17 protein-coding genes are annotated in these 19,448 nt (G+C 60.6%); 2 read left to right on the top strand and 15 right to left on the bottom strand.

All coding sequences use genetic code 11. The features are described from left to right. Positions 1-2: 2 nt before the first annotated feature. The 5 genes from pdhA to J2J98_RS09985 all read right to left on the bottom strand — a co-directional run bounded on the left by pdhA (position 3) and on the right by J2J98_RS09985 (position 4,804). Positions 3-1,049: a pyruvate dehydrogenase (acetyl-transferring) E1 component subunit alpha gene (gene pdhA, locus J2J98_RS10005; RefSeq protein ID WP_064709032.1), complete on the bottom strand. Its 1,047-nt coding sequence runs from the start codon at positions 1,047-1,049 to the stop codon at positions 3-5. Between the two features lie 145 nt (positions 1,050-1,194). Beyond that, positions 1,195-1,515 (bottom strand): FtsB family cell division protein, encoded by a 321-nt coding sequence (locus tag J2J98_RS10000; RefSeq protein WP_064709033.1) that lies wholly within the window; start codon positions 1,513-1,515, stop codon positions 1,195-1,197. A 135-nt stretch (positions 1,516-1,650) separates the two neighbouring features. After that, a complete protein-coding gene (gene eno, locus J2J98_RS09995; RefSeq protein ID WP_064709034.1) occupies positions 1,651-2,925 on the bottom strand; it encodes a phosphopyruvate hydratase in 1,275 nt (424 codons plus the stop codon). 140 nt (positions 2,926-3,065) lie between these two features. Next, positions 3,066-3,911 carry a 3-deoxy-8-phosphooctulonate synthase gene (gene kdsA / locus J2J98_RS09990; RefSeq protein WP_064712832.1) on the bottom strand — a complete coding sequence of 282 codons (846 nt, stop codon included), beginning with the start codon at positions 3,909-3,911 and terminating at the stop codon, positions 3,066-3,068. Continuing rightward, positions 3,908-4,804, bottom strand: a complete 897-nt coding sequence (locus J2J98_RS09985; RefSeq protein ID WP_207602993.1) for a VOC family protein — start codon at positions 4,802-4,804, stop codon at positions 3,908-3,910. Before J2J98_RS09985 ends, kdsA begins: the two co-directional genes overlap by 4 nt. Positions 4,805-5,003: 199 nt before the next feature. Between J2J98_RS09985 and lexA the strand changes: the two genes are divergently transcribed. Continuing rightward, on the top strand, positions 5,004-5,723 hold the full coding sequence (lexA, locus tag J2J98_RS09980; protein WP_064709188.1) for a transcriptional repressor LexA: 720 nt from the start codon (positions 5,004-5,006) through the stop codon (positions 5,721-5,723). Here lexA and J2J98_RS09975 read toward each other — a convergent pair. Next, positions 5,704-8,133 (bottom strand): ComEC/Rec2 family competence protein, encoded by a 2,430-nt coding sequence (locus J2J98_RS09975; protein WP_207602992.1) that lies wholly within the window; start codon positions 8,131-8,133, stop codon positions 5,704-5,706. The two genes, lexA and J2J98_RS09975, sit on opposite strands and share 20 nt — an antisense overlap. Before the next feature lie 290 nt (positions 8,134-8,423). Here J2J98_RS09975 and gltA point away from each other — a divergent pair, with 290 nt between their 5' ends. Continuing rightward, on the top strand, positions 8,424-9,713 hold the full coding sequence (gene gltA, locus J2J98_RS09970) for a citrate synthase (protein ID WP_064709038.1): 1,290 nt from the start codon (positions 8,424-8,426) through the stop codon (positions 9,711-9,713). A 27-nt stretch (positions 9,714-9,740) separates the two neighbouring features. On the opposite strand, the gene lpxB is transcribed toward gltA, so the two are convergent. The 9 genes from lpxB to J2J98_RS09925 all read right to left on the bottom strand — a co-directional run bounded on the left by lpxB (position 9,741) and on the right by J2J98_RS09925 (position 19,444). Beyond that, a complete protein-coding gene (lpxB, locus tag J2J98_RS09965; protein WP_207602991.1) occupies positions 9,741-10,910 on the bottom strand; it encodes a lipid-A-disaccharide synthase in 1,170 nt (389 codons plus the stop codon). After that, complete coding sequence (locus J2J98_RS09960) at positions 10,907-11,788, bottom strand: LpxI family protein (RefSeq protein WP_207602990.1); 882 nt, start codon at positions 11,786-11,788, stop codon at positions 10,907-10,909. The genes lpxB and J2J98_RS09960 overlap by 4 nt, the downstream gene beginning before the upstream one ends. Before the next feature lie 3 nt (positions 11,789-11,791). Next, positions 11,792-12,610: an acyl-ACP--UDP-N-acetylglucosamine O-acyltransferase gene (gene lpxA / locus J2J98_RS09955; RefSeq protein WP_138394143.1), complete on the bottom strand. Its 819-nt coding sequence runs from the start codon at positions 12,608-12,610 to the stop codon at positions 11,792-11,794. Continuing rightward, on the bottom strand, positions 12,607-13,074 hold the full coding sequence (gene fabZ, locus J2J98_RS09950; protein ID WP_064709042.1) for a 3-hydroxyacyl-ACP dehydratase FabZ: 468 nt from the start codon (positions 13,072-13,074) through the stop codon (positions 12,607-12,609). The genes lpxA and fabZ overlap by 4 nt, the downstream gene beginning before the upstream one ends. After that, positions 13,067-14,131 carry a UDP-3-O-(3-hydroxymyristoyl)glucosamine N-acyltransferase gene (gene lpxD / locus J2J98_RS09945; protein ID WP_064712837.1) on the bottom strand — a complete coding sequence of 355 codons (1,065 nt, stop codon included), beginning with the start codon at positions 14,129-14,131 and terminating at the stop codon, positions 13,067-13,069. The genes fabZ and lpxD overlap by 8 nt, the downstream gene beginning before the upstream one ends. A gap of 50 nt (positions 14,132-14,181) precedes the next feature. Continuing rightward, positions 14,182-16,515, bottom strand: coding sequence for an outer membrane protein assembly factor BamA (gene bamA / locus J2J98_RS09940; protein ID WP_138394142.1), 2,334 nt, complete (start codon positions 16,513-16,515; stop codon positions 14,182-14,184). Positions 16,516-16,717: 202 nt separating this feature from the next. Beyond that, positions 16,718-17,845, bottom strand: coding sequence for an RIP metalloprotease RseP (gene rseP, locus J2J98_RS09935; RefSeq protein ID WP_064709045.1), 1,128 nt, complete (start codon positions 17,843-17,845; stop codon positions 16,718-16,720). Between the two features lie 25 nt (positions 17,846-17,870). Further along, positions 17,871-18,701, bottom strand: a complete 831-nt coding sequence (locus J2J98_RS09930) for a phosphatidate cytidylyltransferase (protein ID WP_138394140.1) — start codon at positions 18,699-18,701, stop codon at positions 17,871-17,873. Further along, positions 18,701-19,444 carry an isoprenyl transferase gene (locus tag J2J98_RS09925; protein ID WP_207602989.1) on the bottom strand — a complete coding sequence of 248 codons (744 nt, stop codon included), beginning with the start codon at positions 19,442-19,444 and terminating at the stop codon, positions 18,701-18,703. The genes J2J98_RS09930 and J2J98_RS09925 overlap by 1 nt, the downstream gene beginning before the upstream one ends. Positions 19,445-19,448: the final 4 nt, after the last annotated feature.

Genomic DNA, 19,448 nt, shown 5'->3' with positions numbered 1-19,448 from the left:
GATTAGAGCAGAATGTCGGTATAGAGCTCGGATGCATCCGGCTCAGGATCGGCCTGGGCGAAGTCGGCGCTGTCGGCAACGATGTCGCGGACATCCTTGTCGATCGCCTTCAGATCGTCTTCGGATGCCCAGCCCTTTTCGATGAGGCGCGCCTTCACCTGCTCGATCGGATCCTGCTCGGAGCGCATCTTCTGCACTTCTTCCTTGGTGCGATACTTCGCCGGATCGGACATGGAGTGGCCGCGATAACGGTAGGTCAGCATCTCGAGGATGATCGGGCCCTTGCCGGAGCGGCAATGTTCGAGCGCCTCGTCGGCCGCAGCTTTGACGGCGCGAACGTCCATGCCGTCAACCTGCATACCGGGGATGCCGAAGCCCGAGCCGCGCAGCGAGTAATTCGACTGCGCCGTGGCGCGCGCCGTCGACGTGCCCATGGCGTAGCGGTTGTTTTCGACGACATAGATGATCGGCAGCTTCCAGAGAGCGGCCATGTTGAAACTCTCGTAAACCTGGCCCTGGTTGGCGGCGCCGTCGCCGAAATAGGCGATGGCGACATTGTCATTGCCGCGATAGCGGTTTGCGAAGGCGAGACCGGTTCCGAGTGAAACCTGGGCGCCGACGATGCCGTGGCCGCCGTAGAAATGTTTCTCTTTCGAGAACATGTGCATCGAGCCGCCCTTCCCGTGGGAATAGCCGCTGCGGCGCCCGGTCAGTTCCGCCATCACGCCGCGCGCTTCCATGCCGGTAGCAAGCATATGGCCGTGGTCTCGATAGGCGGTGATGACCTGATCGCCTTCCTTCTGTGCCATCTGCATGCCGACGACAACGGCTTCCTGACCGATGTAGAGATGGCAAAAGCCGCCGATGAAGCCCATACCATAAAGCTGACCCGCCTTCTCCTCGAAGCGGCGGATCAGTAGCATCTCGCGATAGGCCTTGAGTTCCTCATCCCGATCGAAGTCGGCTATAGGGCCTCCGTTCGATGCTTTGGCTGCTGGTTTTGCTGCAGTTTTGCGGCTGGAAACGGTCGCGGTCTTTCGCGGCGCCATTCAACCCTCCCTATGGGTTTGTCGTTTCTCGGTGGCGCGTACCATAGGGAAGAAACATGACCACAGCAATGCCATAATTGCATGGCTCGTATTCGCCGCTAAGCCATTGGCAACAAAGACGAAATATCGATTAACTCAATTCTGGTTAATTTGAATAATGATTGAATATGACGATCTCGTCCGCACGCGACATATTCAGCTGATAACGCGCCTTTTCGTCCAACATATCCTTGTCGAGCGAGCCGTCACTGAGCAGGGCGACTTGGCTTTCCAGATGTTCGCGCTTCGCCTTCAACACCGCAAGCTCTTTTTCGCGTGCGATGCGCTGGCGCTCGAACGTCTCCGTCGCCCGCAGGCCGTAATCGCCATGGATGCAATGATAGCCGAAATAGGAGAGGAAGGCGACCGTCATGGCCGGAACGACGAAGCGGCCGATCTTTCTCTTCTTATGATGCTTTGTCCACATACACGTATGCTCTTGAACGCATTACCAATTCTTCGAGCATACCGCGCAGAGATTAACCGTTCGTTGACTCTAAATTCGAGCAACAAAAAACCCGCGCCATGAAGCGCGGGTCGGGGAGCTGAAAGTCAGAAGCGATCAGCCTTTGATGATCGAGCGGCCGGCATACTGGGCCTGAGGGCCGAGGCCTTCCTCGATGCGGATCAGCTGGTTGTACTTGGCAAGACGGTCGGAACGCGACAGCGAGCCGGTCTTGATCTGACCGCAGTTTGTCGCAACCGCGAGATCGGCGATCGTCGAATCTTCCGTTTCGCCGGAGCGGTGCGACATGACGGCGGTATAGGCCGCCTTGTGCGCCGTGTTGACCGCGTCGAGCGTTTCCGTGAGCGAACCAATCTGGTTGACCTTAACGAGGATCGAGTTGGCGACACCCATGCGAATTCCGTCGCGAAGGCGGGCCGAGTTGGTGACGAAGAGGTCGTCGCCAACGAGCTGGGTCTTGTTGCCGATCAGATCGGTCAGCGTCTTCCAGCCATCCCAGTCGTCCTCGGCCATGCCGTCCTCGATCGAGATGATCGGATACTTGCCCGCGAGTTCGGCCAAATATTCGGCCATGGCGCCCGATTCGAGCGTGCGGCCTTCGCCCTCCAGAACATATTTGCCGTCCTTGAAGAACTCCGTCGAGGCGCAGTCGAGGCCGAGGCACATGTCGTCCCCCGGCTTATAGCCGGCTTTCTCGATCGACTTCATGATGAAGTCCAGGGCCTCGGGCGCGCTCTTCAAGCCCGGTGCAAAACCGCCTTCATCGCCGACATTGGTGTTGTGGCCTTGCGCGGCAAGTTCCTTGCGGAGCGTATGGAAGACTTCCGACCCCATGCGCACGGCTTCAGCGATCGTATCGGCGCCGACCGGCAGGATCATGAATTCCTGGAAATCGATCGGATTGTCGGCATGGGCGCCGCCATTGATGATGTTCATCATCGGCACCGGCAGCAGGCTGGCGGAAGCGCCGCCGACATAGCGATAAAGCGGCAGGCCTGATGCCTGGGCGGCAGCCTTGGCGACAGCGAGCGAGACGCCGAGGATGGCGTTGGCGCCGAGGCGCGACTTGTTCGGCGTGCCGTCGAGTTCGATCATGATGTTGTCGATCTGGATCTGGTTTTCGGCATCGATGCCGCCGATCGCGTCGAAGATCTCGGTGTTGGCGGCATCGACCGCCTTCTGAACGCCCTTGCCAAGGTAGCGCTTGCCGCCGTCGCGCAGCTCGACCGCCTCGTGCGCGCCGGTCGAGGCGCCCGAGGGAACGGCCGCGCGGCCCATGCTGCCGTCTTCGAGATAGACGTCGACTTCGACGGTGGGGTTGCCACGGCTATCGAGAATCTCGCGGGCGATGATATCGGTGATTGCAGTCATGGGTTCTTCCTGCTCGGTGGGTGATAGGTCGTTCGAAGCCTGTCATAATCGAAGGCGTGCAAATTACAATGCCGCAATTTCCTGCCTTCGAACGGTATTATGTCGTGGCCTAAACCACGATCATGTCAGCCTGTTGAACGTCAGGCCTTGGCGATTGCGTCGAAGGCAAGCAGCTTCTCAAGCAGGCGCGGCATGTCCCTGAGATAGACCATATTCGGGCCATCGGACGGTGCGTTGTCGGGGTCCTGATGGGTTTCGAGGAAGACGCCGGCAATTCCCGTCGCGACCGCCGCACGCGCCAGCGTTTCCACGAACTCCCGCTGGCCGCCCGAGGAATCGCCCTGCCCGCCCGGCTGGGCAACGGAATGCGTCGCATCGAAGACAACGGGAGCGCCCATCGCCGCCATAATCGGCAGCGAGCGCATGTCGGAGACCAAAGTATTGTAGCCGAAGGAAGCGCCGCGCTCGCACAGCAGCACGTTTGGATTGCCGCTGGCGTTGAGCTTCTTCAGGACGTTCTTCATGTCCCAGGGTGCGAGGAACTGGCCCTTCTTGACATTGACGGCGCGGCCGGTCCTGGCGGCGGCGATCAGAAGGTCGGTCTGGCGGCAGAGGAAAGCCGGGATCTGCAGGACATCGACGATCTTTGCCACCTCCGCGCATTGCTCGGCGGTGTGGACGTCGGTCAAGACGGGAAAGCCGAATTCCTTTTTCAGATCGGCAAAGACCTCCATGCCCTTCTCCAAGCCGATGCCGCGCTCGGCCGAGAGGGAGGTGCGGTTCGCCTTGTCGAAAGAGCTCTTGTAGACGAGGCCTATGCCGAGCTTGCCGCAAAGCTCTTTCAGCGTGCCGGCCACCATGAAGGCATGATCGCGGCTTTCCATCTGGCAGGGGCCGGCGATCAGCGACAGGCGGCCTGTATTGGAAAAGGTGACTTGACCATCGCCTTCGCCGATCTTGACTTCGGAATTCGTATCGGAGCTCATCGTGGTTCCTCGAAGGCAAAGAGCGTGCCCTGGCCGGGCGCGGGCTTCACCAGAATGCGGTTGTTCTTACGCGTATACGTCACCCCGTTAGCAGCCAAATGCGCTTCTGTCACGGCAAGATCGGCGACATTGAAGAGGATTGCCCGGCCGCGCAGTCCTCGCTCGGCGGGTGAGACCGCGGTCTCGAAATAGGCCTCCAGCCCCTCCGGCGTCACCAGGCTGATCCTCGCATTCGAGGCCGCGATATTGACGCCAAACCCGGTTTTCTCGGCTGCCGATTGCGCTGCGGCAAGGCCGACGAAGGCGGCGAAAGCCGCCGGCTCCGGTGCGCAGAGCGCCACCTCAGCAATGCCGGTGACGCCATTGTCATGCCTTTCCAGCGAACCGCGATCGGCCGGCAACGGGTTGACGCGCTCGACGGCAAAGAGAAGCAGATCGGGCGCGCGGAGATCGCCGGCAAAAGCCAGTCTGAAGCTCCCGATGCTCTCGGAACCATCCGGCATTTTCATAGTCCGACTAAACTCCAGCATCTTGCCGGCGCTCGATCCCTTGTCGATGAAACTCTTATGATCGAGCCCGCAATCCCCGGTGCCGAAGGCTATCGCCGAAAGCCCCTCCTCGCCGCAGCGGAAGCGAAAGGCCTGGTTGCGGGCGGTAAAGACGTTACCCTGCCGCGCCGATAGCTCGCTCTCCTCGACGCTCGCTACACCGAGCGGCTCCAGATAGGTCTTGTCGGCAAAGAATACGCAGGCATTCTCCGTGCCGAAGGGGTGGCGCGCATCGGCGGCAACGGTGAAGCCGAGTTTCCCGAGCCTCTCGCGCGCCAGGTCTATATTGACGACAGGCAACACGACATGATCCAGCGGGTGCGGCTTGGCGGAATGGTCTTTCATAATGTCCCTCTCCCTGAAATGGCATGAGATGTGCGACGGCACGCGGTCAATTCAAGGCTTGCGCGCCAAATCCGGCGAATGAAAATAAAAATCTCAACGAGTTGACGGGAAGTTTTACGGAAATTTAGCTACTTGCAGAACACATATGGAACATATAGTGTCTGTTCTGGATTTGTTTCAATCACGGGGTCTGACGTCGATGCTCACGCGCAAACAACAGGAGCTTCTCCTTTTCATTCATGAGCGCATGAAGGAATCCGGCGTTCCTCCCTCTTTCGACGAAATGAAGGATGCTCTGGACCTCGCCTCAAAATCAGGCATCCACCGCCTGATCACGGCGCTAGAGGAACGCGGCTTCATTCGCCGCCTACCGAACCGCGCCCGAGCGCTCGAAGTGATCAAGCTTCCAGAGGCCTATAGCCCCAGTCTTCAACCGCGCCGCGGTTTTTCGCCGAGCGTCATCGAGGGCAGCCTCGGCAAGCCCCAGCCGGTCGCCGCCCCTGCTGCGGCAAAGGCGGTCGCAGACAACGGCAACTCCGTCTCCGTGCCGGTCATGGGACGTATCGCCGCCGGCGTTCCGATTTCGGCGATCCAGAACAACACGCACGACATCGTCGTTCCCGCCGATATGCTTGGCTCCGGTGAGCACTACGCGCTGGAGGTCAAGGGCGATTCGATGATCGACGCCGGCATCTTCGACGGCGATACCGTGATCATCCGTAACGGCAGCACTGCAAGTCCCGGCGATATCGTCGTTGCCCTCGTCGACGACGAGGAAGCAACGCTGAAGCGTTTCCGCCGCAAGGGCGCATCGATCGCCCTGGAAGCCGCCAACCCGGCCTATGAGACCCGCATCTTCGGACCCGACCGCGTCAAGGTGCAGGGCAAGCTGGTCGGCCTCATCCGCCGCTATCACTGACGCTGGACGGGCCGGAATCGGTAAAACTGTTGCTGCGCCAATCATAGGCGCGGTGGCGCATCCATGGCCGCGATAATGCATCGAAGGCCGTCGCGACCTCGAGGCCGCTCTCAGTGAAACGCAATTCGACCGAACCGGTCCTGCGCAGCGTTTCGCCGGTAAACAGCGCCGCACCCGAGCGGCAGCTGGCGAAGCGCAGGCGTACAGACGTCACGACAATATCGCCGGCATCGCAAGCGGGGCCGAGATAGGCGGCATTTTCGATGACGGTCACGATATGACCGTTTGCAAGCTTGGCTATGCACCAGGCTTTCCTGAGGCAGGAAAAGCTTTCCGCCTCAGCGCCGGCCGCGGCCGCCTGCATCGCGATCTTCGCTTCGTTCTGCTGCTCGCGGGAAAGCCTGAGGCGCCTCTCCTTATCCTCCGGGATCGCAGGACTATCCAGCATCCTCGGCGGATTATGCACCGTCAGAACGAGCGCCCTCTGCCACTGATCGAAGATGAAATCCGGCGGCCTTTCGCGATTGGAGGCCATTGCTGCCGGCGTGACGACCGCGACGAGCGCGCCGTCTTCCGAAATCACCAGATCCGCCGGCCGGGATGCCGGCAGAACCACTACTGCAAGCGTCGAGACGGCGATGAGAGCGGTGCCGACCTGGCGCAGCCGCGTCCGCAGCAAGGTCATCAGCAGGAAACCTGCCACGGCCAGCGTGAAATACCAGCTGGGCAATCGACCGACGCCGATATTCCCGCCCCAACCGGATATCGTCTTTGCCACCACGATCACCAGATCGAGGCCGAATCCGACCACCTTCCAAGGCAATATATCAAGCCCGAAAGGCATGAGCAGCATCGCCAACAACCCGGCCGGCATGACGATGAAGGAGATGATCGGCATGGTCGCGAGGTTTGCCGGGAGACCATAGGCCGTCAGGCGATGAAAATGCTCGATCGAAAACAGCGCCGTGGAAAAGCCGCCGATCAGCGAAGTCAGGAAAACGCCGCTGAAAAAGCGTGCGACCGCAGCGGCCAGCAGCAGGGCCGGCATTTTCGGCAGGGCGCTTTCGCCGACGCGCCGTTCCTTCCACAGCTGATAAGCCGATACCAGCGCCAGCGTCGCGGCAAAGGACATTTGAAAACTCGGGCCCAGGACTTCGGAAGGTGAGATCGCAATGATAACAAGCGCGGAAAGAGCGACGTTGCGCAGGCTAATCGACGGCCGGTCGAAGAAGACAGCAATCAGCATAATGGCCATCATGATGAAGGCGCGCTCTGCCGAGACGGCGAAACCCGAGATCAGAAAATAGGCCGTGACGGCGATGAGCGCTCCGGCGGCGGCGAATTTCTTGGTCGGATAGGCCTGAGCGACACCGGGAAAGAGGCTGAGCAGCATCCTAAAGCCGACGAAGAAGATGCCGGCCGACAGAGCCATGTTGAGGCCTGATATAGCGATAATATGGGCAAGGCCTGACTGGCGCAGCGCGTCCGTCGTCTCGTTCGAAATCGCGCGCCGCTCGTCGGTCACGAGAGCGGCGGCAAATGCGCCTGTGTCGCCAGGCAGGATCGAGCGTATGCGATCGCCGATGCCGCTACGCAGCCTATAGAGCCACTCGAGCAGGGCATCGGAACTCCATCTCGCCTCCGGCGGCGCCGCCTGCGCTTCGAGCTTCGTCGGCGCGCCGTAGAAGAAGCCGTTCGCACCGACGCCATCGAAATAAGCCCCGAAGGAAAAATCGTTGAGCTCGGGCAGCGCCGGGCCTGCCGGCGGCGTCAGCCGTGCCCTGCCGGTGATGATATCACCGATCTCGAAAGGCACATCGGCGCCGCGGGCGATGACGGTTACCCGCCTCGGCGGCCGCTTCACCTCCGGCTCGGCGGTGCCTGTGAGGGCAAGAATATAGCGCCATCGCCCGCGATCGTCGCCTTCGCGCCGCTCGACGCGGCCTGTCACCGTCGTCGTCACCGATGAATCGAGCATGACGGTGGAGACCCGCCAGCTCTCGAACTGAGCGCAGAGCATGCCGCACACCATAAGCGCCAGCGTCAGAAGCATTGTCTGCAACACCGGCCGTGCGCAGCCCGCGACGAAAACCGCAACCGTCAACGTCAACAGGCCGAGCAGCGATGGAACGACCGGAATATCTGTCGCCGCCAGAAACCAGAAGGCGGAGCCGGCGCCGAGGAGAACCGGCGAGAATAAAAGCAGGCGGCCGTAGTCCACCTCCTCGCTCAGCATGCGAACGCCGGCACGCGATAATCGGGTGATTGCGGCCGTCAGCCGGTGTCGTAAAGGTACCGAGGACTGGGTCGTTGCCGGCCGCGTCCCAGCGGCAGGCGTATGAAAGGGCGTGGGATCGGCTGGGCCGACGCCCGCCTTCGGCCGCAATTCGGCTATCGTCATTTCCTGCATGCGCCGCCCGAGGTCATTCCGCCCAGCCCCCAGAATGCAACCTTAACGCAAATCCGGCAAGAATAATCGATTGAAATATGTGGGAAAATCGTAAGCGGCAAAAGGTCAGTCGAATCATCGGCTTCCGCTATGCGTGCGGCTCATCGCTGCAGTGCCTAAAAGGTGTTGCCGCAATGCACAAAATGCCGTCACGGTAACTTGGCATTAGCGTCCCGATCATATAGCTATCGGAAAGGACGCTTAACCCCTATGGCGCTTTTATGGCGCCACCGACATTTCGGAGGATCAGCATGACGGATCAAAGCGCTACAATAAAAATCGGTGACAAATCAGTCGACCTTGCCGTTAAAAGCGGCACGATCGGCCCGAGCGTCATCGATATCGGTGCCCTCTACAAGAACACCGCCTCCTTCACCTACGATCCGGGCTTCACTTCGACCGCATCCTGTGAATCGAAAATCACCTATATCGACGGCGACGAGGGTGTCCTGCTGCACCGCGGTTATCCGATCGAACAGCTCGCCGAGCATGGCGACTTCCTCGAGGTCTGCTACCTCCTGCTCTACGGCGAACTGCCGACCGCTGCGCAAAAGAAGGATTTCGACTATCGCGTCACGCACCACACGATGGTGCATGAACAGATGACCCGCTTCTTCACCGGCTTCCGCCGCGACGCGCATCCGATGGCCGTCATGTGCGGCTGCGTCGGCGCGCTGTCGGCCTTCTATCACGACTCGACTGATATCACCGATCCGCACCAGCGCATGGTCGCCAGCCTGCGGATGATTGCCAAGATGCCGACGCTTGCCGCCATGGCCTACAAGTACCATATCGGCCAGCCCTTCGTTTACCCGAAGAACGACCTCGATTACGCGTCGAACTTCCTGCGCATGTGCTTTGCTGTTCCCTGCGAGGAATATGTTGTCAATCCGGTGCTTGCCCGCGCGATGGACCGCATCTTCATTCTGCATGCCGATCACGAACAGAACGCCTCGACCTCGACCGTCCGTCTCGCCGGTTCGTCGGGCGCCAACCCGTTCGCCTGCATCGCCGCCGGCATCGCCTGCCTCTGGGGCCCCGCTCACGGCGGCGCCAACGAAGCGGCGCTCAACATGCTGACGGAAATCGGCTCGGTCGACCACATTCCGGAATACATCGCCCGCGCCAAGGACAAGAACGATCCGTTCCGCCTGATGGGCTTCGGTCACCGCGTCTACAAGAATTACGATCCGCGCGCCAAGATCATGCAGAAGACGACGCATGAAGTGCTCGGCGAACTCGGCATCAAGGACGATCCGCTGCTCGAAGTGGCGATGGAGCTGGAGCGCATCGCGCTCACTGACGAATATTTCATCGAGAAGAAGCTCTACCCGAATATCGACTTCTATTCCGGCATCACGCTGAAGGCGCTGGGCTTCCCCACGACCATGTTCACCGTGCTCTTCGCGCTTGCCCGCACCGTCGGCTGGATTGCCCAGTGGAACGAGATGATCGAGGATCCGGAACAGCGCATCGGCCGTCCGCGCCAGCTCTATGTCGGCGAACCGAAGCGCGACTACATCCCGGTTTCGAAGCGCTGATCGCTTCAGGACTCAAAAAAAACCCGGTCAGGAATGGCCGGGTTTTTTCTTTTTCAATACGTCGAGAAGGATTTCGGCGGCGTGTTCGCCCGGCGGCTTTTCCGTCTGCATGCGCTGCCAGATGAGCTCGTAGCCTTCCTTCATCGCCTTGAGCTGAAAGGTGTCAGCCGACAGCCTTTCCATCCACCGTGCAAGGCTTGCGCCGCGAACGATGTCGTTCAGATATTCCGGCACGACCGGATAATCGGCGATCAGGTTCGGCAGCGCGCCGGTCCAGGTCTTGATGCCCGATGTCAGCATGCGCATGATCCAGTCGACCTTGTAGGCGGAGACGACGGGAACATCGGCTAGGGCAAGTTCAAGAATAACGGTTCCGGACGCCGCCATGGCTGCATCGGCCTCGGCAAAGGCTTTCCATTTTGCTTCCGCGCCGATGACGATCTCCGGCTTTACCGCCCATCCCGCCGTCATTTTCCGGACAAGCGCCTCCTTGTGCGTCACCGTCGGCAGAACGAACCGTGTCGGCCCGTTGCGGGTGACAAGTTCGTTCGTTGCGACCTCGAAATAAGGCAGAAGCTTCTGTATTTCGGAGGAGCGTGAGCCGGGAAGAAGCAGGATCGTGCCGGTGCCGGGTCGCCTTCCCACGCGCAGGCGGCGCGTCTCCTGCAGCGCTGGGTCGGCGACCAGACGATGCCCGACATAGGTTGTGGCGGGGCCATTCAGGCGCTGCATCGTTGCCGGTTCAAATGGCAGGACGGCAAGCACGTGATCGACATAGCCGAGCATACGCTTGGCCCGATATTCCTTCCAGGCCCAGACACTCGGGCAGACGTAATTAACGACAGGAAGGTCGGGCAGCGCGGTGCGCACGCGCTTGGCGACACGATGGGTGAAGTCGGGGCTGTCGATGATGAGAAGGATATCCGGCTTTGCGGCGATGATCTCCGCCGTTGTTCGACGGATCAGGCCAAACAGCCTTGGCAGCCGCGTCAGCACCTGCGTGATGCCCATGATCGACAGCTCGGAGAAATCGAATAGGGAACGCAGTCCTTCCGCCTGCAGCCCCTCGCCGCCGACACCGACGAGTTCCACCGGTCCGGCATGAATGCGCTTGAGCGCGGCGATGAGATCGGCGCCAAGCAGATCACCCGACACCTCCCCGGCAATGACGGCAATCTTCAGGGGCGCCCCACTCATTCCAGCCCCCATGCCGGTAAGCCGCGATCAATGCCGCAAACGAAAAGGCGGGCCTCATCGGCGGCGCTGATGACTGCGGCCCGATCGAGCACCAGCGAACGGCCGGCCTCGACGGCGATGCCGGCAAGGCCGGCTTTCGCGGCGTTCAGGATTGTGGAAACACCGATCGCCGGGAGGTCGGCGCGGATATCCTGCTGCGGTTTGCAGAGCTTGACGAGCCCGCCGCGGCGGCGCGGCGAGATACGCCCGGCGGCCCTGAGCCCCGCGACACGCTCCAGCATCTGATCGGTGCCTTCCAACCCCTCCAGTGCAACGACGCGTCCGCCGATGCTGACGGCACCCTGCCCGACATCGAGCCGGCCGAGCATTTCGGCGGCTTCGGCCGCGCAGGCAATATCGCGCCGATCTTCCTCACCGGGCGCCACGGCACCAAGCGGTCCGACTGATGCAAGAAGATCCGGAGCGATCTCATGGGCGCCAACGACGCGCCGGCCGTTCCCCTCGATCAACCGGATCACCATCTGCAAAACCGTATCGTCGCCGCCGGACAGCAGGGTACGAATAGCAGCAGGAACCTTCATCAGGATACGCATCGTGGGGCGCACATCGCGCCATTCCGGCCGGCGGCGTACGCTCCCCGACATTACCACGCGCCCGACGCCATACCGGTTGAACAGCCCGTCGAGGGCGGCGAAATCGCCGATGCCGATGACGGCGTGATCGTAGTCCTCCCAGCGCCGGTCACTCTCATCCTTCAGCGCAACGATAATGGGATCTTCCCCGGCCGCGCGCGCGGCTTCGGCGACATAGGAAGGCAGAAGGCCGCCGCCGGCGATGATCGCCAGCCGGCCCGCAGCGGTGTCGCTAGGTAAAGCCACGGGCTAGCCCTTCTGCCCTCGCGTCGGCGAGGACAGTGCGCGGTCGCTATCGGCCGCGATGAAGTCGAGGATCTGCACCACCTGCTCGCAATCGGAGTATTCCTCGCGGATTGCCGCGGCGTTTTCGCGGATGGAGGCCGTTCCCTCGAAAATCGCCTTATAAGCACGACGCACTCTGTGGATGACGGCGCGATCAATGCCGGCGCGCGTCATGCCGACGACGTTGAGGCCGCTCAGCACACCGGGATTGCCGTTCAGCATGCCATAGGGAATAACATCGTAGCTCACCGCCGACAGGCCGCCGACGAAGGCCTGGCGGCCGACACGGGTGAACTGATGAACGGCCGAGCCGCCGCCGAGGATCACGCGATCCTCGATGACGACATGGCCGGCGAGCATGACGTTGTTTGACATGATCACATGATTGCCGACCCGGCAGTCGTGTGCGACATGGGAATTGGCTAGGAAAAGGTTGTTGTCGCCGACGATCGTCTGGCCGCCGAAATCGGCCGTTCCGGTGTTCATGGTCACACCTTCACGGATCGTGCAATTGGCGCCGACCGTCAACGTCGTCTCCTCGCCGCCGTGATGCACGCTCTGCGGATCACCGCCGATGACGGCCATCGGGAAGATGCGCGTGCCCTTGCCGATGACGGTACGGCCGGTGACGACCGCATGCCCCAGGAGCTCGACATGCGCATGCAGGACAACATGCGGCCCGACATGGCAGAAAGGACCGATTTTCACGCCCTCGCCGATGGTAGCCCCGTCTTCGACGACGGCCATCGGATGAATACGGGCGCTTTCGGCGATATTGCTCATGCCTGATCCTTACGAACGATCATCGCGCCGATATCGGCCTCGGCGACAAGCGCGCCATCAACCTTGGCGTCGCAATGGAATTTCCAGATATTGCCGCGCTGCTTGTGCTTCTTGACGTGGAATTCGACGCGATCACCAGGCACGACTGGCTTGCGGAAGCGCGCGTTCTCGATGGTCATGAAATAGACGAGGTTGCCCGGCTGACCTTCCTTCTTGGCACAGATCGCACCCGCCGTCTGAGCCATGCCTTCTATCAGCAGAACGCCCGGCATGATCGGTGACTCCGGGAAATGACCGGTGAAGTGCGGCTCGTTCACCGTAACGTTCTTGATGCCGATCGCCGTATTGTCACCGTCAATCTCAATGATCTTGTCGACCATGAGAAACGGGTAACGATGCGGCAGCAACTTCATGATCTCAATGATGTCAGCCGAAGAAAGCGTTGTCGTGGCTTCCTCAGTCATTTTGCTTGCCTCCAGGTTTCCGCCCCTGCGATCTGGTTTTCGACACCAGTTGCGCGGCATCTCTCAAATAGTCTTTTAACGGACGCGCAGGTATGCCGCCATATTGTCCGCCGGCTGCAAGATCGGTCATGATACCGCTTTTGGCAGCGATCTGCACGCCGTCACCGATCGTCACATGCCCCTTGATTCCAACCTGGCCACCGATCTGCACGCCGTTGCCGATCTTCGTGCTGCCAGCAATGCCGACCTGTGAAACTACGGCGCAATGGCGGCCGATCTGAACGTTGTGGCCGATCTGCACCTGATTGTCGATCTTGGTCCCCTCGCCGATCACCGTATCGTCCATGGCGCCGCGGTCGATGGTGGTGTTGGCGCCGATCTCGACATTGTCCTGGATGATTACCCGGCCGATCTGGACGATCTTGATCATGCCGCGCGGACCCGGCGCATAACCGAAACCATCCTGGCCGATGCGAACGCCGTTGTGGATGATGACGCCGTTGCCGATCAGCGCGCAGAGAACGCTCGCGCCAGCCGCAATCGAGCAATCCCGGCCGATCTTGACGTTCGGTCCGATGACGCAGTTCGCGCCGATGCGCGTTCCCTCCCCGATCTCCGCATGTGCACCGATGACGGCCAGCGGTTCGACGATCACGCCCTTTTCAAGCCTGGCGCTCGGATCGATGACAGCGCTCGGAGCGATGTCGCTCTCACCCGAAATGACGACCGGCCGCAATGCCGCGGGGTAGAACAGACCGCCCGCCATCGCGAAAGCCGCATGCGGATTGGACGAGAGGATGACCGGAAGATGCGGAGGAACGAGATCGGCGAGCGACTTGTCGCAGATCACCGCCGACGCCTCGCATGTCGCAAATTCCTCGCGGTTACGACGCGAGAGAATATAACAGACATCGCCCGCCTGTGCCCGGCTGATGGGGGCGACAGACCGGACGACGACATCTGCGTGATCGGAATTGGCGAGTTCTGCCCCAAGAAACTCTACCAGCTCAGCGAGCTTCAGACCTTCATGGGGCAGAAAAAAAACGTTTTGCTCCATCGGCAATGCTCCAGAACGGAATTGAGTCTTACAGTTCCGGACTGCCGATATCAGAATTGGTTGTTGATGCCAAACTTGAAGTTCTGCGTCTTGTCGAAGTCTTCTTTGAGAACCGGGATCGCGTAATCCAGACGCAATGCACCGAAAGGAGACTGCCAGACGACACCGACACCGACGGAAGCGCGCAGCGAAGCACTGGTGCCTTCAGCCTGATCGGAGCCGAGAAGCTCGACATCGTTGCCGAAGAGCGTGCCGGCGTCGGCAAAGACTGCGCCACGCAGGTTGAAGTCACGCGGGAAGCCCGGCATCGGGAAGGTGGCTTCAGCAGACGCCGTGAAATAGGTCGTGCCGCCGAGCGGGTCATCGTTGTTGCCCCTGATGCGCGGACCGATGCCCTTGTTTTCAAAGCCGCGAATATCGGCGTTGGTCAGGGTGAACTGGTCGAAGACGTTCAGGTTATTGTCGAAGCCAATGACATAACCCGCCGACGCGGAGAGCGAGCCGATAATATCGGCATCGTCGGCGAGAAGGTGGTAATAGCGCGCCTTGCCGTAAATCTTGTAGAACTGGGAGTCGCCGCCGAGGCCGGCAATTTCATGCGTCGCCGTCGCATAGATGCCTTCACGCGGCAGGACTGTGTCGTCGAGCGTGTTGTAGGTCAGCGTCTGCGAGACGGAAGAACGCGTCCAGGGGCTCTCGTCCACCAGGTTTGCGTAGGTGGCCGAAAGGTCGGCGGTATCGCCGTCATACTTCATCTGCTTGTAGTTATAACGGAAGGTCGTCGCCAGATCTTCGGTGATCGGCGCTGTGACGCGCAGTACGACGCTGGTTTCCTCGTAGTCATAATCATCGTTGCTCGACGTCTCGCTGTGGTTGACGTCGAAGCCCGCCGCCAGGCGATAGCCGAGGAAATAGGGTTCGGTGAAGCTGACGCCGTAGGCGCGCGAGCCTTCCTGACCGCCGCCGGCGGAAATCCGGATGTACTGACCGCGGCCGAGGAAGTTCTTTTCTTCGATCGATGCTTCAAGCAGCAGACCATCGCCGCCGGCAGCATAACCCGCGCCGACACCGAACGAACCGGTCGACTGATCCTGCACGTCGACCACCACCACGACCCGGTCAGGCGAGCTACCCGGCTGGGTGGAGATATTGACGGAAGAGAAGTAACCGAGCGCTTCCAGGCGACGCTTGGCCTTGGTGATCATCTGCTGATTGAAGGCATCGCCTTCACTCATGTCGAATTCGCGGCGAATTACGTAGTCGCGCGTGCGGCTGTTGCCGCGGATTTCGATGCGCTCGACATAGGCGCGCTCGCCCTGATCGACGAGATATTCGACGCCGATCGTGTTGTTGTTGAGGTCGCGGTTACCGCGCGGCGTCACGCGCGCGAAGGGATAACCGGCGGATGCCACCTGATCGGAAATCGCTTCGATCGACTTCTGCACCTCCTTGGCGCTGTAGACCTGGCCTTCCTTCGTGCGCACGAGCGGCAGCAGCTGATCGGAACCGACGCCTTCGACGGTCGATTGGACAGTCACCGGCCCGAAGTCGTAACGCTGGCCTTCCTCGATGTTGAAGGTGAGCGTGTATTTGTTGGTCGCCTCGTCGAAGGTCGCATCGGAAGAGACGATGCGCATGTCGGCATAGCCGCGATTGTAATAGAACTGACGCAGCGCTTCTTCGTCGGCGTGGAGCTTGTCTTCGTTGTAGACGTCCTTGCGGGTCAGGAACGAAAGGAAGTTCGAACGCTTGGTGTTGATGACCGCAGCCAGTCGGCCCGCGCTGTAGGCGTTGTTGCCGACGAAATTGATCGAGTCGATCTTAGTCCGATCGCCCTCGTTGATGACGAAGGCGAGATTGACGCGGCCCTCACCGAGCGGCACCACCTGCGTCGTCACTTCGACTTCGCTGCGGCCAGTGGCGGCATAGGCGTCCTTGATCGCCTGGATGTCGGACTGAATCTGCGTGTCGCTGTAAGGACCAGCAGCACGGGTCTGAACGATCGTCGCGAGCTTGTCATCCTTGATCTTGCGGTTGCCATTGAAGACAACCTGGTTGACGAGCTGGGCCTCCTGGACATTGACGACGAGAGTGCCGCCGGAAACCGAAATCTTGACGTCGGAGAAGTAGCCCGTGCCGTAAAGCTGTTTGACGGAATTATCGATATCAGTGTTCGAGAAACTCTTGCCGGGTGTGATGGTGAGATTCGACCGGACGGCTTCCGCGCCAACGCGGCTTGCGCCACGCACATCGATGCGCTGAATGACCGCGGCCTCAGCGGCCGTAGCGGAAACGAACGTCAAAGCACCTGCGCCCGAAGCAACAACACCAGCAGACAGCGCAACCGCCGATACTGCGTTCAAAAACCTTGAACCAGCCTTCATTTCACCTATTACCTTTTTTCCCTCGTCCCCGTCCCCGGGAGAACCCGATTCCGGTCACGTGTGTCGTTTTACCCGCTTTTGACATACAAGCAAGGGAGGTCGTTAATTTCTGTTTACTTCATTTCCAAGCGTGACCCATTCGCCACTACAGCCTTGAAACATCGTAAATAAATAGTAATTCCCTTGCCTTACGCGTTTACCCTCAGCTCAGGCTGATGTCGTTCCAGGTCGTGAAAACCATCAATGTCAGTATCATCGCCAAGCCTATACGAAACGCAATTTCCTGGGCCTTGGCGCCCAGCGGTTTTCCTCGGACCGCTTCCACCGCATAGAACATCAGGTGGCCGCCATCAAGTACCGGAACCGGCATCAGGTTAAGCAATCCTATCGAAACCGACAGCACAGCGGCAAGCTGCAGCACCGCCCCCAGGCCAAGCTGCGCCATCTGGCCGGTAGCCTGCGCCACACGGATCGGGCCGCCCAGTTGATCGGCTCGCATCGACCCGTTGAAGATGTTGCCGATATATTTGAAAGTGCCGGTAACAATTTGCCCGCTGGCGATCACGCCCTCACGCAGCGCCTGAAGCGGCGTGTAGGTCTGCAGGCGGAAATTGCCGGCTTCCTTGCTGGTGACGATGCCGATCTGGCCTACTTCCATCTTGTTGCCGAACTGGTCGGTCTGCTCTACGCGCTGCGGCACCATCGGTACATCGAGCTTCTGGCCACCGCGCTCGACCGTAACTACCACCATCTGGCCCGGGCGCATGCCGACATAGCGGCGCACATCTTCGAAGGTCTCTACCTTGCCGCCGTCGATGGCAACCAGGAGATCGCCGGGAAGAATGCCGGCGGCGGCGGCCGAGGTCCCCGGCCTGACCTCGGCTACGACCGGGTCGGCGATCATGCGGCCATAGACGGTGAAGAGAACAGTGAAGATGGCAATCGCCAGCAGGAAATTTGCGATCGGGCCGGCTGCCACGGTCGCAGCACGTTTCCAGAGCTTGGCGCCGGCAAAGGAGCGCGCCCTGTCCTCCTTCGACATGGCGGCAAGCTTGTCGCTGTCCGGTTTGCTCGAAACATCCTCGTCGCCGAAGAACCGGACGTACCCGCCCAGCGGAATCACGGAGAGCTTCCAGCGTGTTCCATGGCGGTCGGTGAAGCCGAATATCTCCGGACCGAAGCCGACGGAAAAGGCAAGGATGCGGATGCCGCTCCACCGCCCGACCAGGTAATGGCCCATCTCATGAACAAAGACGAGCAGCGAGAGCACCAGGATGAAGGTGACGATGTTCCCCATCACGAATGCATATAGGCCTGTCATCACGTCCATGAGTTCCTTCCGTCAGGCTGCGTCATCAAAGACCGAACAATGCCGCTCCGAGCGACGCCATGCCGGTCCCTTTTATCACGGAAAATAGTCCAGCAAGCAAGAACGCCGCAAAACAGGCGAAAATCAGTCCGTCGACCCGATCCATGACGCCGCCATGGCCGGGAATGAGACGGCTGGAATCCTTGGCGCCGAATTTTCGTTTGATAAAGGATTCGAAAAGGTCTCCCGACTGGCTGCACACCGACAGGACGAGCGCCACGCCGGCGGCGACGACTTCCGAGCCCGGGAAAAGAAAGTGAGCGAGAAGGACGCCGGCGGCAACAGCGGAAATGGCGCCGCCGATTGCACCCGACCATGTCTTTCCTGGCGAAATCGATGGGGCAAGCTTCGGTCCGCGGAGCGCCCTGCCGACAAAATAGGCGAGGATATCGGTCGCCCAGACGACGGCAAAGACGAAAAGCATCGCGTAAAGGCCTGGTTGGTCGTTGCTTCTGATCGCGGCGAGCGCCAGGCCGGTGGCGCCCGCATAAAACAAGCCTAGTGGCAGCCAGCGGCTCGTGCCATGCAGGATGATCAGCGCTATGCCGACGGCGGTGATGCCGGCCAGCATGCCGGCGGCAAATTCGAAATTGCCGACAAGCACGAGGAAGGCAACCGCCGCTTCGCCAATCCAGCCGACCACATTGGCGACCCAATCACGCGCAATGCCGGTTATTTTCGACCATTCATAGTAGATCAGCAGACCGATCACCGCCGCCAGCATGCGGAAGGCAAGGCCGCCATACCAGGTGGCGACAAGAACGATGACCGCGAGAACCAATCCTGAAACGATGCGCAGTTTCAGTTCCTGCTGCATCAGGTACCGACCGCGGCTGCCTGGGATGACAGGCCGCCGAAGCGCCGGTCGCGGGAGGCGAACTTTTCCAGCGCCGAGCGGAAAATCTCCGGGCTGAAATCGGGCCAATATTCCGGCACGAAAATGAATTCCGAATAGGCCGCCTGCCAGAGCAGGAAGTTGGAAAGCCGTTCCTCGCCGCTGGTGCGAATGATGAGATCCGGATCGGGGATGCCCGCCGTGTCGAGGCGGGCGTTGATCAGAGCGGGAGTGATGTCCTGCGCCCTCAGGCGCCCGGCCTCGACGTCCCTCGCCAAGCTCACCACGGCGCGCGCGATTTCGTCGCGCGAACCGTAGTTGAAGGCGATGACCAGGGTCAGCGCCGTATTGTCCCTGGTCGTCTCCTCCGCCTCGAGCAGCAGGGCGAGGATGTCGCTGCGCAGACTGTGGCGGTCGCCGATCACCTTGATGCGCACATTCTGGCGATGAAGCTCGGCCAAGTCGCGGCGGATGAAAGCCTTGAGCAGACCGAGCAGATCGGAAACCTCGGCCTCGGGCCGGCGCCAGTTCTCCGAGGAGAAGGCGAAGAGGGTGAGATATTTAATGCCGGCGGCGCCGGCGGCGCGTACTGTCTCGCGCACCGCTTCGACGCCCTTGCGATGGCCCATCGTGCGCGGCAAGCCGCGCTGCTTTGCCCAACGGCCATTGCCGTCCATGATGATGGCAACATGCTCTGGCACAGTCACAAATATAGATTCCGACATTTCC

This window comes from Rhizobium bangladeshense, from assembly GCF_017357245.1.
Classification (GTDB): Bacteria; Pseudomonadota; Alphaproteobacteria; order Rhizobiales; family Rhizobiaceae; genus Rhizobium; species Rhizobium bangladeshense.
Note: the sequence above shows the minus strand (reverse complement) of the source record. Positions and strands in the feature narration are given on the sequence as shown.

Coding starts and splice junctions, on each gene's coding strand:
- pdhA (WP_064709032.1), bottom strand. CDS start 1,049: ATGGCGCCGCGAAAGACCGCGACCGTTTCCAGCCGCAAAACTGCAGCA.
- J2J98_RS10000 (WP_064709033.1), bottom strand. CDS start 1,515: ATGTGGACAAAGCATCATAAGAAGAGAAAGATCGGCCGCTTCGTCGTT.
- eno (WP_064709034.1), bottom strand. CDS start 2,925: ATGACTGCAATCACCGATATCATCGCCCGCGAGATTCTCGATAGCCGT.
- kdsA (WP_064712832.1), bottom strand. CDS start 3,911: ATGAGCTCCGATACGAATTCCGAAGTCAAGATCGGCGAAGGCGATGGT.
- J2J98_RS09985 (WP_207602993.1), bottom strand. CDS start 4,804: ATGAAAGACCATTCCGCCAAGCCGCACCCGCTGGATCATGTCGTGTTG.
- lexA (WP_064709188.1), top strand. CDS start 5,004: ATGCTCACGCGCAAACAACAGGAGCTTCTCCTTTTCATTCATGAGCGC.
- J2J98_RS09975 (WP_207602992.1), bottom strand. CDS start 8,133: ATGCAGGAAATGACGATAGCCGAATTGCGGCCGAAGGCGGGCGTCGGC.
- gltA (WP_064709038.1), top strand. CDS start 8,424: ATGACGGATCAAAGCGCTACAATAAAAATCGGTGACAAATCAGTCGAC.
- lpxB (WP_207602991.1), bottom strand. CDS start 10,910: ATGAGTGGGGCGCCCCTGAAGATTGCCGTCATTGCCGGGGAGGTGTCG.
- lpxA (WP_138394143.1), bottom strand. CDS start 12,610: ATGAGCAATATCGCCGAAAGCGCCCGTATTCATCCGATGGCCGTCGTC.
- fabZ (WP_064709042.1), bottom strand. CDS start 13,074: ATGACTGAGGAAGCCACGACAACGCTTTCTTCGGCTGACATCATTGAG.
- lpxD (WP_064712837.1), bottom strand. CDS start 14,131: ATGGAGCAAAACGTTTTTTTTCTGCCCCATGAAGGTCTGAAGCTCGCT.
- bamA (WP_138394142.1), bottom strand. CDS start 16,515: ATGAAGGCTGGTTCAAGGTTTTTGAACGCAGTATCGGCGGTTGCGCTG.
- rseP (WP_064709045.1), bottom strand. CDS start 17,845: ATGGACGTGATGACAGGCCTATATGCATTCGTGATGGGGAACATCGTC.
- J2J98_RS09930 (WP_138394140.1), bottom strand. CDS start 18,701: ATGCAGCAGGAACTGAAACTGCGCATCGTTTCAGGATTGGTTCTCGCG.
- J2J98_RS09925 (WP_207602989.1), bottom strand. CDS start 19,444: ATGTCGGAATCTATATTTGTGACTGTGCCAGAGCATGTTGCCATCATC.